This window comes from Bacillus alkalisoli (genome assembly GCF_002797415.1).
Taxonomy (GTDB): Bacteria; Bacillota; Bacilli; order Bacillales; family Bacillaceae_I; genus Bacillus_CD; species Bacillus_CD alkalisoli.
Genome location: NZ_KZ454944.1, coordinates 2,195,176 through 2,211,935 on the forward strand (window position 1 = coordinate 2,195,176; position 16,760 = coordinate 2,211,935).

The 16,760-nt window shown below is 36.4% G+C and carries 15 protein-coding genes; 14 read left to right on the top strand and 1 reads right to left on the bottom strand.

The genetic code is table 11. The features are described from left to right. Window positions 1–70: 70 nt before the first annotated feature. The 14 genes from CDZ89_RS10900 to CDZ89_RS10965 all read left to right on the top strand — a co-directional run bounded on the left by CDZ89_RS10900 (window position 71) and on the right by CDZ89_RS10965 (window position 16,058). The gene (locus CDZ89_RS10900; protein ID WP_096154476.1) at window positions 71–256 is read left to right on the top strand and encodes a YozQ family protein; all 186 of its coding nucleotides are present in this window, start codon (window positions 71–73) and stop codon (window positions 254–256) included. A gap of 96 nt (window positions 257–352) precedes the next feature. Then, window positions 353–1,309, top strand: a complete 957-nt coding sequence (locus tag CDZ89_RS10905) for a Gfo/Idh/MocA family protein (protein ID WP_100333696.1) — start codon at window positions 353–355, stop codon at window positions 1,307–1,309. A 134-nt stretch (window positions 1,310–1,443) separates the two neighbouring features. Continuing rightward, complete coding sequence (locus CDZ89_RS10910; protein ID WP_227521498.1) at window positions 1,444–2,505, top strand: CAP domain-containing protein; 1,062 nt, start codon at window positions 1,444–1,446, stop codon at window positions 2,503–2,505. A gap of 132 nt (window positions 2,506–2,637) precedes the next feature. Continuing rightward, window positions 2,638–4,875, top strand: coding sequence for an AAA domain-containing protein (locus CDZ89_RS10915; RefSeq protein WP_100333697.1), 2,238 nt, complete (start codon window positions 2,638–2,640; stop codon window positions 4,873–4,875). A 32-nt stretch (window positions 4,876–4,907) separates the two neighbouring features. Further along, window positions 4,908–6,662, top strand: a complete 1,755-nt coding sequence (locus tag CDZ89_RS10920) for an SEC-C domain-containing protein (protein WP_157842724.1) — start codon at window positions 4,908–4,910, stop codon at window positions 6,660–6,662. A 111-nt stretch (window positions 6,663–6,773) separates the two neighbouring features. Beyond that, window positions 6,774–7,226 (top strand): SRPBCC family protein, encoded by a 453-nt coding sequence (locus CDZ89_RS10925; RefSeq protein ID WP_100333699.1) that lies wholly within the window; start codon window positions 6,774–6,776, stop codon window positions 7,224–7,226. A 470-nt stretch (window positions 7,227–7,696) separates the two neighbouring features. Beyond that, window positions 7,697–8,869 carry a M20 family metallopeptidase gene (locus CDZ89_RS10930; protein ID WP_096154481.1) on the top strand — a complete coding sequence of 391 codons (1,173 nt, stop codon included), beginning with the start codon at window positions 7,697–7,699 and terminating at the stop codon, window positions 8,867–8,869. Between the two features lie 7 nt (window positions 8,870–8,876). Continuing rightward, window positions 8,877–10,073 carry an alanyl-tRNA editing protein gene (locus CDZ89_RS10935; RefSeq protein WP_100334302.1) on the top strand — a complete coding sequence of 399 codons (1,197 nt, stop codon included), beginning with the start codon at window positions 8,877–8,879 and terminating at the stop codon, window positions 10,071–10,073. Between the two features lie 104 nt (window positions 10,074–10,177). Continuing rightward, window positions 10,178–11,164: an LLM class flavin-dependent oxidoreductase gene (locus tag CDZ89_RS10940; protein WP_100333700.1), complete on the top strand. Its 987-nt coding sequence runs from the start codon at window positions 10,178–10,180 to the stop codon at window positions 11,162–11,164. Between the two features lie 118 nt (window positions 11,165–11,282). Then, the gene (locus tag CDZ89_RS10945; protein WP_096154484.1) at window positions 11,283–12,977 is read left to right on the top strand and encodes a M3 family oligoendopeptidase; all 1,695 of its coding nucleotides are present in this window, start codon (window positions 11,283–11,285) and stop codon (window positions 12,975–12,977) included. A 146-nt stretch (window positions 12,978–13,123) separates the two neighbouring features. Continuing rightward, window positions 13,124–13,966 (top strand): D-amino-acid transaminase, encoded by an 843-nt coding sequence (gene dat, locus CDZ89_RS10950; protein WP_096154485.1) that lies wholly within the window; start codon window positions 13,124–13,126, stop codon window positions 13,964–13,966. Window positions 13,967–13,987: 21 nt separating this feature from the next. After that, window positions 13,988–14,659 (top strand): SOS response-associated peptidase, encoded by a 672-nt coding sequence (locus tag CDZ89_RS10955; protein ID WP_096154486.1) that lies wholly within the window; start codon window positions 13,988–13,990, stop codon window positions 14,657–14,659. A gap of 73 nt (window positions 14,660–14,732) precedes the next feature. Then, complete coding sequence (locus tag CDZ89_RS10960) at window positions 14,733–15,449, top strand: DsbA family oxidoreductase (protein ID WP_096154487.1); 717 nt, start codon at window positions 14,733–14,735, stop codon at window positions 15,447–15,449. Window positions 15,450–15,611: 162 nt separating this feature from the next. After that, window positions 15,612–16,058 (top strand): VOC family protein, encoded by a 447-nt coding sequence (locus CDZ89_RS10965; RefSeq protein ID WP_096154488.1) that lies wholly within the window; start codon window positions 15,612–15,614, stop codon window positions 16,056–16,058. A 101-nt stretch (window positions 16,059–16,159) separates the two neighbouring features. Here the strand turns inward: CDZ89_RS10965 and CDZ89_RS10970 are convergent, their stop codons facing one another. Then, window positions 16,160–16,690 (bottom strand): YceI family protein, encoded by a 531-nt coding sequence (locus tag CDZ89_RS10970; protein WP_096154489.1) that lies wholly within the window; start codon window positions 16,688–16,690, stop codon window positions 16,160–16,162. Window positions 16,691–16,760 lie beyond the last annotated feature (70 nt).

The following is a 16,760-nucleotide window of genomic DNA, read 5'->3' on the forward strand; positions in this document are numbered from 1 at the left end:
CGGTCGACGAATGAAAATCAGCTTTTTCCAAACAATAAAATGCAATATAAAATTTTAGGAGGCCAATTAAATGAAAAATCAACCAAATAAAAAACAACCTTCATCAGAATCCATTGCAGGCAGAACATATGAAGTGGAAGACTACCAACGCGAAGACCAATTATCCACAGGGCTTGCAGAAACACATGAACAAGTAAGTGACTCCTACATGGCTGGCGAAACCTTTCAACAACAATTTGAAAATAAAAAGAAATAATTCAGAAGGCTTAAATGCCTTCTTTTTGTTTGCCTGAAAATAGTGTAAAATAATACTGATATTTCAATATTCGAAATAAAAGGGGAACCGTAACTTATGACCATTAAAGTTGGAATAGTTGGCCTTGGTGTTGTTGGCCAGCGTTTAATTCATCAAATTTTCAAACATGAAGACTTTGAAATAGCTGCTCTTTGCGACCTAAATGAAGCCATTTGCATGAAAACTTCAGAATCTTTAGGAAACATACCTTACTACACTGACTACAGAGAGTTATTGGAAAGCGGAGAAATTCAATTAATATATGTTGCTGTACCTCCTGCGTTTCATTATGAAGTCGTTATGGCTGCATTTGACCATGGAAAACATGTGTTATGTGAAAAACCGCTCGCTAACTCATTAAAGGAAGCCGAAGAAATGCTTCATAAAGCAAACGAAATGAATGTAGTACATGCCATTCACTTTCCACTACCATATGACATTCCATTTCAATTACTACATAATGCCGTTCAAAGCGAAACAATAGGTGAGCTTAAACGAATCACTTTAAAAATGCATTTTCATGAATGGCCAAGACCATGGCAGCAAACACCTTGGATTGGAAAACGAGAGCAGGGTGGATTTATTAGAGAAATCATGCCACATTATTTACAAATGATTGTACACCTTTATGGAGAGATGCAAACAACCACATGCACGATCAACTATCCAGAAAATGGAGTAGATAGTGAATTAGAAATTTTAGCAACGTTAACATTAAAAAACGGAGTTAAAGTAATGGTAGATGGTTTAGTTGGCCAGGCAGAACAAGAACATATCTCTTTTATTGTTCACGGATCAAATCAATCTTTTGCCATCGACAATTGGCGAGAAGTGAGCGTAGCAAACAATAACGAAGCGTTTAAAAATATGCCGACTGATCACCTTGAATCAAACCGAACACTACTCGATGAACTAAAAAAAGCCATTCAAAACGAATCGGCATTTTTAATTAATTTTGAAGAAGGATTAAAAGTTCAAAAAGTACTTGAATCGATTTTAGAAAGTGGAGAATAGTCCTGAATCCTTGTATGTGAAATAACATACAGGGATTTTTTTGTAATATTATCGATAATTGGCAATAATAGTTTGACCTCACAAAAGAAACCATAATATTGTACCAAACTGAATTTCAAAAGGAGGTTTTACTATTGAATCATTTCAAATTGTTTCTTGCTGCTCTAATATTGCTTGCTTTAACAGCTTGTGGTATGAACCAAGGAGCGCAAAACTCACCTAATCAAAACACTGGAATGGATGAAAATTTAAATACACAACAGGTTAACTATCGTGGAGATGTTCGTGATGGCGGACAACGTCTTGGCGATCGTTTAATGGGTCAAGGTAATAGAGGAATGAGTCAAGCTGACCGTTCTTTACGTCAAGTAACTCAACGTGACAACCGTTCTGTAAATTTTCAAACGAATGAAGTTCAACAAGTTCGTAACGGTGGATACTTAACCATTGATCCAAACTCTTATAGCACAAGCACTCCAAGTGAAAAGTTTCCACATAGTCAAAAGATTCAAGATGGTCCATTTTCAGTTTATAAATTTGAATTAGGTAGAAAAGAATTCCGTATTCCTGGTGGAAAAGGTGGTCAAGCAGCATCTCCAGAGCAAGGACAACCTGCTCCAACACCAGAACAAGAACAACAGCAATCTGAGGCACCTGCCCAACCTGCTCCAGAGCAACAGCAACCAGAAGCACCTGCCCAACCTGCTCCAGAGCAACAGCAACCAGAAGCACCTGCTCAACCTGCACCTGAAACACAACAACAAGAAGAAGCACAACAAGAACAAGGTAATGCAGAACAACGCGCTTCACAAGAAGGTATCAGTGAAACAGAAATGCGTGTTATTGAGTTAACAAATGCTGAAAGAAGAAAAGCTGGCTTATCTGATTTAAAAGCTGATAAGGAAATTAGTAATGTAGCACGACAAAAATCTGCTGATATGCAACAAAACAATTATTTCTCTCATACAAGCCCTACTTACGGATCACCGTTTGATATGATGAGGGACTTTGGTATTTCCTATAATACAGCTGGTGAAAATATTGCGATGGGACAACGCACACCTGAAGAGGTCGTTCAAGCATGGATGAATAGTGAAGGACACCGTAAAAACATCTTAAGCCCTAATTTCACACATATTGGTGTAGGGTATGTTGAAAATGGCCATTACTGGACACAAATGTTTGTTGGTCGTTAACTATTTAAAACGTAACGGAAATATGTTATATTAGAAAAACATAAAAGCTCAATCCTAACAGATTGAGCTTTTTCCAGTTGCACAAATTCTTCTGAAAGTTTTTGAAATTTCGCGATAAAGGAAAGATTCGGGATGACTATTCTAACTTACATAAATGAATGGGAAAAAGCCATTCAAGCAGAAATACACCATTTAAAAAAGTATGGCAGCAATAAATACTTATTAAAAAATGGTCATCTTGTCTCAACCGAAAATAATTATCAATATTATTTTCCTTCCCGAAACCAGCTTTTTATACCAATTGGTGCTCAAATCAAGTTAGAATATGGAAAATCCACCTATGAAGGAACTATTCTTTCTTCTGATGGTTCAAGTGTCATTTTATCTTTTGAAAATTCAATTGGTGACCTAATCTCAGAAGCATGGATATTTTACGATCCGTGGGAACTGCTAGATGAACTTTACACAAGGGTAGGGGAAATAAAGAAAAGTAAGAAAAAGCTTTCTAGAGTAAAAAAGTTATTGTTTCCTACTCATCCATTAAAACCAACATCGAAGGAAAGCACTTCAACAGTTGAAAAACTATATATTCAAACCAAAAACAACCCTGTCACATTTGTGTGGGGACCACCTGGAACAGGAAAAACGTATACGTTAGCAAGAGTAGCTGCTAACCACTATGTGAAAGGACGACGAATTTTACTTTTATCGCATAGCAACCAAGCGGTGGACGTCTTAGTTCAAGAATTAACTGCTTTCACTAAAAGAAAAAACGTTTATAAAACGGGTGAAATTATTAGGTATGGCCAAACGCCAATTCATGTGGATTTTGACACAACTAATAAGCTTATAGAAGAAAATGATCCACAACTTACAAGTGACCGCGAAAATTTGACAGAACAGAGAAAGCTATTAAAATCCGATTTAAACCAATCGTTTAGTAAACGGGATTACGATACGTTACTTGAAGTGGAGAGTAAGCTTTCCCGCCTTCAAGAAAGAATAAGACAAAAAGAATTGAAAATTTTAGAAGAAGCAAAAGTTATCGGCACTACGCTTGCTAAAGCAGCAAGAGACCAAAACATTTACGAAAGTGACTATGATGTAGTTATTTTAGATGAAGCAAGTATGGCCTATATTCCGCAATCAGCATTTGCCGCTTCCCTTGGAAAACGTATCATCATTTGTGGAGATTTTAAGCAACTCCCGCCAATTGCTTCAGGGAGACATCCACTTATTGAAAAATGGTTAAAGGAAGATGTTTTTAATGGGGCAGGTATCGTGGAATCTGTCTCATCCGATACTTTACATCCACATCTTTTTTTATTAAAAGAGCAACGTAGAATGCATCCACATATTTCGTCGTTTACGAACAAATATATATATCATTCATTAGTAGGTGACCATCCAACCGTTGGGCAGGCGCGTGAAAGTATTGCGGAAATAGAACCATTCCCTAAAATAGCATCCGCTCTTTTAGACACTTCCTTTATGGGAATGAATTGCATAACAGAAAGAACGTCTGGCTCTCGAATGAATGTATGGCACTTATTATTGTCTTTTCAACTAATTTACGAAGCATATAAAGCTGGCTCTACATCCATCGGATACGTCACTCCGTACCGTGCCCAAGCGGTATTAATGGAATCATTACTTGAAGGAACTTTAAAAAAAGAAAGGGAACAGGCAACTATCTCCGCCGCAACTGTTCATCGATTTCAAGGTAGCGAAAGAGATGTGATGATTTATGACTCCGTCGATAGCTTTCCTTTTGAACGCCCAGGTATGCTTTTAACCGGAAAAAACAATGATCGTCTTATAAACGTTGCTGTTACCCGTTCTAAAGGTAAGTTCATTCATGTTTGCGACCGACATTTTATAACAAAAACAACTAGTACGAATAAAACAATCCGCCAGCTTGTGAAACACCAGACAGAGCAACGAGCAATCGTTTCATCCGAAATGATTGGCAAGTGGATAAAAAATCAACACCCTAAAGTGAAGTGGTTTCACGCAAGAAAGACGGATTTCATCTTTCAAGATATAAAACAGGCAAAAAAGTCGGTTGTTATTTCTATACCTAATAGCGACAAACTCCCGGAAGAATGGACGAAGGAGCTTAATGCTATTAAAAACAACGTGATTGTCAAAATTATGGCATCTCCCAGCATGGAAAATTTGACGAAACATACCCAAACAGAAACAGATATACCTTTTCCAATATTAATCATTGATGAAGAAATATTTTGGTTAGGCGCTCCAGTTGAATGTATTCAACATACACGACCACCATACGTGGCTATCCGTGTTCAATCAAACCATTTTATCGAGCAATTAACATCCCAACTAAACTCGTTTCAAAACATATAGAAAATTTCCAAACTATTAAAGAAGGTGTACCGATGAGAAATGATCCATGTCCATGTGGTAGTGGAAAAAAACACAAAAAATGTTGCTTAAAAAAAGCAGCAATAGTTGAAACAGCTAAAATAAAAGAGGAAAGATTTTTACAACGAAAACACGACCTAGTTAACAAACTAAACCGTTACGTAAATGAAACACTCTCCTTTAACGAATACAACCAACTATACTTTATCTTTCAAAAAAGAACCGAAAACAAAATAAACAAAAACTTTGAAAAAGGATTTTTTCAATTTTGGTTATTTTTCTTCTATAAATCTGAAGGCAAACGAATTGTTGAGGAGTTTGCTGACCATAATAAAGACAAGCTGCCCATTAACGAAATGGAACTATTAAATACTTGGGTTTCGTTAAAACCTCAACTAGTTCAAGCGATTCAGGATACAGAGGAAACCATCACATTTGAAGATATGTTCTCTAAAAAAACGTACAAAGTAGCGAGAGTAAAAGAAAATGCAGCTCACTCATTGCCATGGTTCGGTACCGTTTCATTATTAGAAGAATTTAACAAGAGTTTTTATTTTAATGGAGCAAAACTATTCGTAGAACCACTTCGATTATATGAGGCAAAACAAAAAATCTTAACACTAGCTAAAGAAGAAAAGATGAGCGTAGAAAGCGTAATGATAGATTATTATCCAGAGCTTTTGGCTATTTTACTTGATGACTCACAGAAAAGTATCGCAGAGAAAAAGATTGAAGAAATAACCGCCTTATACGAAACGGAAAGTGAAGAAAACTTACTTGAGCAATTCCACCAAAACATACATTTTGTAAAAAGCGGCACAGGTGGAGTAAAACACTTCACTTGGGTAGCAGATTGGCATGAATACGAGGATAGTCAATTAGAAGGAAAAGTGCACATAGCAGAAGTAAAGGCAACGATTTCTATAAAGGATCATGTAATGGAAGTCACTTCTTTCAACCAATCTTTCATTACTAAACTAGCGACAGACTTAGCGGCAACAGGAATTGTTTTAACAAAAACAGATGAGAGAGTAAATTCTTATTCCGTTAGAGAAACCGTCGAGATTAAAAACTTCTCTATTCATATTCCAGAAGATGCGAAAGAATACTTCGCTCTATACGCTCAAGCGCAATACATGTTGTATGAAAACAAGTCAATATTAATGTTTGATTCGTTAACGCCATCTGCATTAAAAGATCATGGAAAGTTAGAGCAGCTAGAAACTTGGTTAAAACAAGAAGAGTATCAGATTCATGCACAACTAGCTAAACATTTTGGCAAAGTTGCTGTGACACCAGACTTTAACACCTATCGTAAAATGATGGGTTTACCTTTATCCAAGTATGTAACTGATAATTCTTCCCGTACTAGTACAGTTACAAAATTAAACTTTGTGAACAACGAAGCCGTAGAATCTTTACAAGTTCTAGGTTTTACTCCGTATACAGCCGAAAGCTTTTTCGCTAAAGATATGCTTGCCTTTTATGAAGAAAAAACCGAAGGCAAATCAAAAGGAACGATAAGAAAATATAGAAACAGTTTACATGACTTACGAGAGATCTTTGAAACAACTAAATGTACATCATGGGACACTATGAATCTAGACTTTTGGAAAAACGTCATGACTATAGAGTTTTATAATCTATATGAATATGTAAGTCCAACAGGGGAAAAGGATTTTATTAGTGTAACAAAGGCTTTTGCGAAGTGGGTGGATGAGAAACATAATACATTGAACTATAAGCATATTATGAATGCGCTAAAATAATCTTTTGAGGAGTTTGGTATTCATCCTAACTCCTTTCATTTTTTACTAGTCATTTCTTTTAGGAAAGTGAATATGAATGAAACGTAACCTAAAAAGAAATGAGGAATCAAAATGCCTACTGAAACATGCACCATTGTCGTATACAAACCCATTCAATCGGTATGGTCGTTCGTAAGTGATATAAACAATTGGGCTCCACTAGTACCTGGTTATATAGAGCATGAAATTATGAATGCTCGTGAGTCCACATGGAAATTTAAAAGTGATGTAGGAATGTTTAAAAAGAAAGTACATTTAAAAGTAAACATTACAAGTTGGGAAGAACCTTCGAGAGTGACCTTTACCCTCACAGGCATCAATGAAAAATTCACAGGTTATGGCTTTTTTTCTGCTGAAAGTAAAACAAGTGAAACAACTATAATGACAGGAGCTTTATCCATAACCGCCGAAGGAGCTCTAGGCAAAATGGTCAACAATATACTAAAATCTAGCCTACCAGAAATGACAAACGAATTTACTCACGCTGTCGCAAACGAAATAGAAAACAAAATAAATACTTACTAGAGTGAGATTCATAATGTACAATTACTAAACGAAAAACGAATATTAAACCTATTCTATATTATAATTAACGTTTTATATCGAACGTTATTTAATTATAATAAACGGAACAATCTTTTTTCACTAAACGAACAGCCATTATGAAATTGACTCAATAAAGAAGTGTGGATTCATTTCAACGCTTTTTTGCTTAAACAAATATATTTGTCATGAAAAATAGTAATTCATATTAGTATCCAATACTAGTTGATGTTCACTGTAGGAGCGAGACTCCTGCGGGAAAAGTGCGACAAGGGAGACCCCACAGGCGCCATGCGCCGAGGAGGATCCCGAGTCCACCCGCGGAAAGCGAGTACCTACAGTAAACATCAACAGTTGTACACCTATGCCTCCTTTAGTAACTTTGACTAGCCGAAAGCGAAATAATCCTATATAATTTTGGATAAAAATAGAACCTGAAGGAGATTACCAGAATGACAGACTTAATTATAAATTCCGTCGAAGCAATCAAAGACGAATTATTACATATTAGCCAATACATATGGCACAACCCAGAACTTGGTCATGAAGAAGTCAAAGCATGTGAAATACTAACAAACAGCTTAAAAAAACATAACTTTAACGTCGAAGTAGGTATTTGTGATTTACCAACTGCCTTCCGAGCAACATATGATAGTGGAATAGAAGGTCCTACAATCGGATATATGTGTGAATACGATGCACTACCTGAAATTGGACATGCTTGTGGTCATAATTTAATCGCAACAATGGGCTTAGGTGCTGGAATAGCCCTATCAAAAGTGATCGAACAAACCGGTGGAAAAGTAATCGTGTACGGCACACCAGCTGAAGAAACAAAAGGCGGAAAAGTCACCATGGCCGAACAAGGTATTTTTGACGAACTAGATGTAGCCTTGATGGTTCATCCTTCATCAAACTATCAAAAGAGCGGAACATCCCTTGCGATGGACGCTATCCAATTCGAATTTTTCGGTAAAACATCACATGCCGCTGCAAGCCCTGAAAAAGGAATTAACGCGCTAGATGCCGTTATCCAAACATTCAATGGAATTAACGCAATGAGACAGCATGTTACGAGTGACGCACGAATTCACGGAATCATTTCTGAAGGTGGGAAAGCTGCAAATATCGTACCTGATTATGCTGTTGCTCAGTTTTATGTTCGAGCTAAAACGAGAAGCTATGTTAACGAGCTTGTGGAAAAAGTACAAGCAATAGCAGAAGGTGCTGCCTTAATGACTGGCGCAAAAATGAAAATGTCTAACTACGAACTTTCTTACGACAACTTAATAACAAACGAAACACTTTCTAATAGTTTTACTGATTCATTAGTAGAACTTGGCGTAAAACGTGAAGAAATATTAGAAGAAAGCAAAGGCTACGGCTCATTAGACATGGGAAATGTAAGCTTAGTTTGTCCCTCTATTCACCCTTACGTTCAAATAAGTGATACACCGTGTTCTGGTCATACAATCGAATTCCGAGATGCTTCAAAAAGTGACAAAGGCCAAGAAGCGATGATTTTAGCAGCAAAAGCAATGGCAATTACCGGGCTTGATGTACTCACAAATAAAGAACTATTGCACAAAATTAAAGAAGAGTTCATTCAAAGTGAAAATAAATGAGGTAATTATGACAAACAAATTATATTATCAAGACCCAACCATTAAAACTTTTCAAGCAAACATATTAAAATCTGAAATAGACGAAAACGGGAATAATTATGTTGTGTTAGATCAAACTCACTTTTATCCAACAGGTGGTGGCCAACCACACGACACCGGCTTTATAAACAATGCGGAAGTGATCGATGTAGAAGAAGTAAACGATGAAATTCGCCATTTTACAAAAAACAGATTAACTGTTGGTGAAAAGGTGACAGCATCCATCAATTGGGATTGCAGATTCGACCATATGCAACAACACTGTGGCCAACACATCCTATCTGCGGCTTTGGCGTCCCTTTATTCCTATCAAACAATCAGTTTTCATTTAGGAAAAGAAACATGTACGATTGATTTAGAGACAAATTCCATCAGTGAAGAGGAACTACTGGAAGCAGAAAGACTGTCCAACGAAATCATTTTAGAAAATCGACCAATCGAAACGAAGTGGATAACAGAAGAAGAATTGTCACATTATCCATTAAGAAAAACTCCAAGTGTAAATGAAAATATTCGTCTAGTCATTATTCCAGACTTTGATTACAATGCATGTGGAGGGACACATCCTACTTCTACTGCTCAAGTAAGCATGTTAAAAATAATGAGTGTGGAAAAACAGAAGAATAATGTAAGGGTACATTTTATAGCTGGGAAAAGGGTGTTACAACAGCTTGAACGTAAAAATATTATCACAAAAAAACTTACACACTTATTGAATGCACCTGAAGATCGTTTAGTAGAAACAGCTTCATCCTTTATGGAAAACACGAAGCAACTAGAAAAAAAGTTGGTAGAATATGAAGACACCATTTTATCATTAGAATCCATGAGTTTACTCCGACATGCGGACCGTAGAAACAACATAAATTTTGTTCATACACTTTATGATCAAAAAACAATGAAAGACATTCAAAAACTAGGAAAATTTCTAGTAGAGCAAGACGATGATGTATTAGCCATCCTTGTTATTATAAATGACGAAAAGTTTCAATTTGTATGTACTAGAGGTCGTAACGTTGAAGTTAACGTAAATACATTAGTAAAAAATATACTTCCACTTATTGACGGAAAAGGTGGAGGAAATGAAATAATGGCACAAGGTGGGGGAATAGCAATGATTCCATATGACCTTTTTGTCGAGGAATTAGTAAAACAAATTTTATAAAGTTTATTAAACGCATCTACTTTGGGTGCGTTTTATTTTTGTTCAAGCCAATACAGGCGTATACTAGTAACAAACAACTTTTAAAAATGAAAGGTTAGATATAGATGAATAATTGGAACTCTATTCCTTTATCTGTACTTGATTTAGCCCCAATTACAGAAGGTAGTAATGCAAGTGAATCTTTTAAACGCTCGTTACAATTGGCGCAAACAGTGGAGAAATTAGGCTTCAACCGCTACTGGCTAGCAGAACATCATAATATGAGAGGTATATCTAGTTCTGCAACTAGTGTAGTGATAGGTTATATTGCAGGTGGCACGTCTAAAATTAGAGTCGGCTCAGGTGGTATTATGTTACCGAACCATGCACCTCTCGTTATTGCAGAACAGTTCGGTACACTTGAATCGATGTATCCCGGGAGAATTGATTTAGGATTAGGCCGAGCTCCTGGTAGTGATCAACTAACAGCACGTGCTTTACGAAGAGATGTTAGAAGTGCAGGGGATGACTTTCCAGACCAAGTTCAAGAATTACAAAGTTTTTTTAAAGTGGATGAACAGGCAAAAGTAAGAGCTGTACCTGGAGAAGGATTAAATATTCCGATTTGGCTATTAGGCTCTAGTGGATTTAGTGCACAATTAGCAGGAATGCTCGGTTTACCATTCTCGTTTGCCAGCCACTTTGCACCAGGCTTTTTAATGCAAGCCTTGCAAATTTATTATGCACATTTCCAGCCTTCTGACTCGTTACAAAAACCATACACTATGCTTGGAGTAAACGTAATCGTCGCAGATACAGAAGAAGAAGCTGAACAATTAGCCACTAGCCAGCAATTAGCCTTTTTACGGATGATAAGAGGCCAAGGAGGACAACTGCCACCACCAGTTGATTCGATGGAAACAATCTGGTCTCCATACGAAAAAACAATGGTCATGGAGCAATTAAAATACACGTTTGTCGGCACAAAAGAAACAGTTCGCCAACAACTCAATGCATTCATCTCCGAAACCAAAACCGACGAACTAATCATCAACACACACGTCTTCGACCACAAAGCAAGAGTACGATCTTATGAACTATTGATGCAATAAATGATAAATTATTTCGCCTTCCGAAAAAACTTTTCGTTTTTAGGAAGGTTTTTTTATGTGTTTGTCGAAATAGAGGATAGAGTGAAAATTCTTACAAAAAGATTGGAGCGATAACATAATGGGATTTCATGAATTTCCTTACACACGACCTAACATCACAGAAGTGGAAAGTAACTTTAACGCTTTATTAGAAAAGTTTCAACAAGCAACTTCTGCAGATGAGCAAAACAACATAATGAAAGAAATTAATGAACTACGAAGCAGCGTAGAATCAATGAGACAAATTGTCCAAATCCGCCACACAGTGGATACAACTGATTCTTTTTATAAAGAAGAAAAAAGCTTCTTTGACGAAGTTGGTCCACAATATAAAGGATTTATTACGAAATATTATAATGCATTAACGACTTCTAAATTCAGAAAAGAATTAGAAAACAAATGGGGAAAACAACTATTTTCACTAGCTGATAGTGAATTAAAAACATTTTCTCCTGAAGTATTAGAAGACCTAAAAGAAGAAAATAAATTGGTAAGCTCTTACGTACAATTATTAGCTTCCGCAAAAATCGAGTTTGATGGGGAAGAGAAAACATTCGCGCAACTTGCTCCATACCACCAGTCTACAGATAGAGAAGTGCGTAAAACTTCTAATGAAGCAAAGTACGACTACTTAGCTACAATCGGTCATGAACTTGATGAGTTGTATGATAAATTAGTAAAAGTAAGAACGCGTATAGCGAAGAAGCTTGGCTTCGAAACTTTTACAGAGTTAGCATATGCTCGACTAGGACGCACTGATTATGATGCTAGCATGGTTGAAAACTTCCGTAACCAAGTGAAAGAATACATCGTTCCACTTGGATCAAAACTTCGCCAAAAGCAGCAAGAAAGAATTGGCTTAGATGAATTCAAATATTATGACCAAGCGTTTAGCTTTAAAACAGGAAACCCTGACCCTAAAGGGGATGCAGAGTGGATTGTAGAACAAGCGAAAGTAATGTATAAAGAAATGTCGCCAGAAACAAACGAATTTTACGAATTTATGTTAAACGGTGACTTAATGGACCTACTAAGTAAAAATGGAAAAGCTGGCGGTGGATATTGTACATACATTAGTAAATACAAATCACCATACATTTTTGCGAACTTTAACGGGACAAAAGGGGATGTGCGTGTATTAAAGCATGAAGTAGGTCACGCGTTCCAAGTTTTCTCTAGCCGTCACTATGAAGTGCCAGAGTATGGATTCCCAACACTTGAAGCATGCGAAATTCACTCGATGAGTATGGAATTTTTTGCATGGCCATGGATGGAGCATTTCTTTAAAGAAGATACAGACAAATATAAATTCTCTCATTTAAGTGAAGCTGTTCAGTTTATCCCTTATGGTGTAGCAGTAGACGAATTCCAACATTTTATATATGCAAATCCTGAAGCAACACCACAGGAAAGAAAACAAGCATGGCGAGAGATCGAGAAGAAATATTTACCTCATATCGATTATGATGGAAATGAATTTTTGGAGAGTGGCGGGTTCTGGCAACAACAAGGACACATTTATAAAGTGCCATTCTATTATATTGATTACACTTTAGCGCAAATTTGCGCCCTACAATATTGGAAGAAATCACAAGAAGATTTTGACGGTGCATGGAAAGAATATTTACACCTGTGTCAACTTGGAGGAAGCAAATCTTTCACTGAATTAGTAGAAGAAGCAAAATTAATTTCTCCTTTTGAAGACGGCTGTGTTGAGTCCGTTATCACAGAAATCGAAGCATATTTAGATTCTATCAACGATAAAGAACTATAATAAAAAGGAGCGAATAGACCTTACCCGTCATTCGCTCCTTTTGGCATACAATATTAGCTTATGTTTGAATCGTTAGATTTTCTTCGTGTATAATGTACGACAAAGTAATAAGACATTTATCATCTCATAGGGAGTGGGAGTCCAACATGAAAGTATTAGTAAATGACAAAATCGTTCAACGCGATACAATAAAAATAGACATAGAAGACCGTGGCTATCAATTTGGTGACGGAGTATACGAAGTAATCAACCTGTATAATGGACAATTTTTCACACTAGAGGAACATTTAGAAAGACTTGAGCGAAGCGCAAACGAAATAGGAATGGCACTACCTTTTACATTGGAAGAGTTGAAAGAGAATTTATTACTTTTACAAAAAGAAAACAAGATGAAAAAGGGTTCCGTTTACCTACAAGTAACAAGAGGGGTCGCTCCAAGAACGCATCAATATGCTAAAAGCTTACATACCATGCTTGTAGCTTATCCACTACCATATAAAGAACTTACTTCGCTATATGAAAATGGAGCAACAGCGATAACAGGTGAGGACTTACGTTGGCTACGCTGTGATATTAAAAGTCTAAATCTACTCTATAACATTATGATGAAACAAAAAGCTTACGACCAAGGAGCTTTTGAAACCATTTTAATTCGAGATGGTGTAGTTACAGAAGGAACATCTTCTAATGTTTTTATGATTAAAGACAGTGTCATCTACACACATCCCGCGAACAATTTGATATTAAATGGAATAACTCGCATGGAACTTTTATCGTTATTTAAAGGGAAAAACTGGACATATAAAGAGAAAGCATTTACGAAAGACGATCTATTTCAAGCAGCTGAAATCTTCACAACTTCCACTACAACCGAAGTTGTACCAATCGTCTCAATAGATGGAAAAGTAGTAGGAGACGGTAAGCCAGGTAGATTTACGAAACAAATTCATCAATCATTTACTGAAGTTATTAAAGAAAAGTTAAACTAATTATTATTGAGGTGTCTTACAATGTGCGGTCGTTTTACAATGTTTGCTACTGCCGAAGAATTGATGGAAGCATTTCACATTACAAATAGCTTTTCAGTGGAAGAAAGGTACAACATTGCTCCATCACAAGAAATATTAGCTATTATTCAAGATGGTTCAGAAAGAAGAGCTGGTAAACTTCGTTGGGGTCTTATTCCACCATGGGCAAAAGAAGCTTCGATTGGAAACAAGATGATTAATGCACGTGGAGAAACATTGCATGAGAAACCATCCTTTAAAAAAGCATTTCAATCTAAACGTTGTATCATTCCTTGCACAGGGTTTTACGAGTGGAAGAAAACAGAGGATGGTAAGATACCTATGCTAATTCAAGTAAAAGAAGAAAAAGTATTTGGTTTAGCAGGATTATGGGAGAAATGGATTCATCCCAAAACGAACCAACCTGTCTTCAGCTGTACTGTTGTTACAACGGAACCAAATGAAATAATGGCTGATATCCACGACAGAATGCCCGTTATTTTACAAAAATCAGACGAAACCAACTGGTTAAACAACGAGGAAGATATCCATAACGTAAAAAGCTTAATAAAAGCATTCCCAGCAGAGCAAATGTACTTTTCAGAAGTATCGACGGCAGTCAATAGCCCAAAAACAGACGACCACACATGCATAAAATCTATTTCAGGTTCATAGTGAGCATATCATTATGTCTAATTTCCATGCGTATGATAATCTAATTTAAATGATGATGAATGAGGTGCTATTTATGAAAATAGAAGTTTGGTCCGACTACGCATGTCCATTTTGTTATATTGGAAAACGAAGACTCGAAGAAGCATTATCCAATTTTGAACAAAAATCAAAAGTAGAAGTTAGATATAAAAGCTTTGAGCTTGATCCCAATGCTCCAATAGAAACTAATCAATCCATATATGAAATCTTAGCAGGTAAATACGGTACAACATTAGAAAGAGCGAAACAAATGTCAGAAGGGGTAGTGGAGCAAGCAGAATCAGTTGGGTTACAATTTGATTTTGACTCCTTAATTCCTACCAATACATTCAATGCTCACCGATTAGCAAAGCTAGCCGAATCTAAAGGAAAAGATAAAGAACTCGTAGAAAAACTTTTAGAAGCTTACTTCGTTCAAGGTAAGCATATTGGTAAGGAAACAGAACTTGTTGAATTAGCAGAAAGTGTAGGTCTAGAGAAAAGAGAAGTACTTGAGCTATTAAGCTCATCAACGTTTGAAGAAGAAGTACGTAAAGATCAATTTGAAGCAAAAACAATAGGTGTACAAGGAGTTCCATTCTTTGTCATCAACAACAAATATGCCATATCTGGTGCACAGCCTACAGAAGTATTTTTAAATTCATTAAACAAAGTATGGGATGAAGAAAATGCTTCGCCAAAGTTAATGAACCTCTCGACAAACAATGTTGGCGTTTGTACGGATGACAGTTGTACAATTGAAGATAAGTAACAATACATTTAACCTTAAAAAACGGACTTGATAAAACTGTTAAAAGAAAATCTTTTAATACTTTAATAATGGGAAACTCTTATACAAAAACAGAGCCTAACTTTATTTTGATGCACATATATTTAGTGAGTATTACATTATTCATTGAATAGGAGCATTTATATGATTAATTCTATTTACGAAACACATTTAGAAGTTTTAAATATTAATGAAGCAATTCTTTTTTATGAAAAGCTAGGTTTAAAAGTAGCGCTAAAGCTAGAGGAACGTAAAGCCGCATTTCTCTACGTCGGGAAAGACAAACAAATGCTAGGACTTTGGGAAGTTCCCGCAGGAAAAAAGGTGAGCCAACGTCACTTTGCCTTCGGTGTCGAGCTAGACTTTTTAAAGCAAAGTCTACATTGGTTAAAAGACCGGAACATTGAACCAATACAAGCGTTTGGCAAAGAACCAACCGAACCAATTGTCCATACATGGATGGCAGCTGCGAGTGTGTATTTTGAGGATATAGACGGAAATGAATTGGAGTTTATTTCATTATTAGACGGTGAGCCAGAGAGTAAAACAAGAATTATTTATTTAAGTGAATGGATGCCATACTCTAAATAATTATGAAAAGGAGTCAACACATTTAACGTGTTAACTCCTTTTTTTATTTTTTATTACTAATTTAGTCACTATAGGCTAGCAGCTACTAGCTAACCAACTAATTACGCTTTTGCAGCTTGTAGTTGTAAGGATACTTTTACTTGATCGCCAACTAGTACTCCGCCTGTTTCTAGAGCCGCGTTCCAAACCAATCCGTAGTCGCTACGTTTGATTTTTCCATCTACACCAAATCCTGCTTTTTCGTTGCCCCATGGGTCAAGGCCAGATCCTTCGTATGTTACTTGGAACGTTTCTTGCTTTGTAACACCGCGAAGTGTTAAGTTTCCAGTTACATCGTATTCGTTGTCATCTGTTTTTTCGATAGATGTTGCAACAAATGTCATGTTTGAATGATTTTCAGCATCAAAGAAGTCAGCAGAGCGAAGGTGGTTATCACGATCTTCACTGCGAGTGCTTACGCTTGCTAAGTCAACTGTAAATTCAATTTCAGCCGTTGTTAAGTCTGTTGGATCAGCTACGATTGTAGCGTCAAATTTTTCAAATCCACCTTTAACTGTTGCGAACATCATATGTTTTACGGAAAAGTCTACACCACTGTGAGATGCGTCTAAAGCCCAATTTGTTTTTGCCATTAAAATCTCCTCCTAATATATCTTTTAATACAATATCTCAAATTAAAGATAATTAACTTCAAAGTAATTA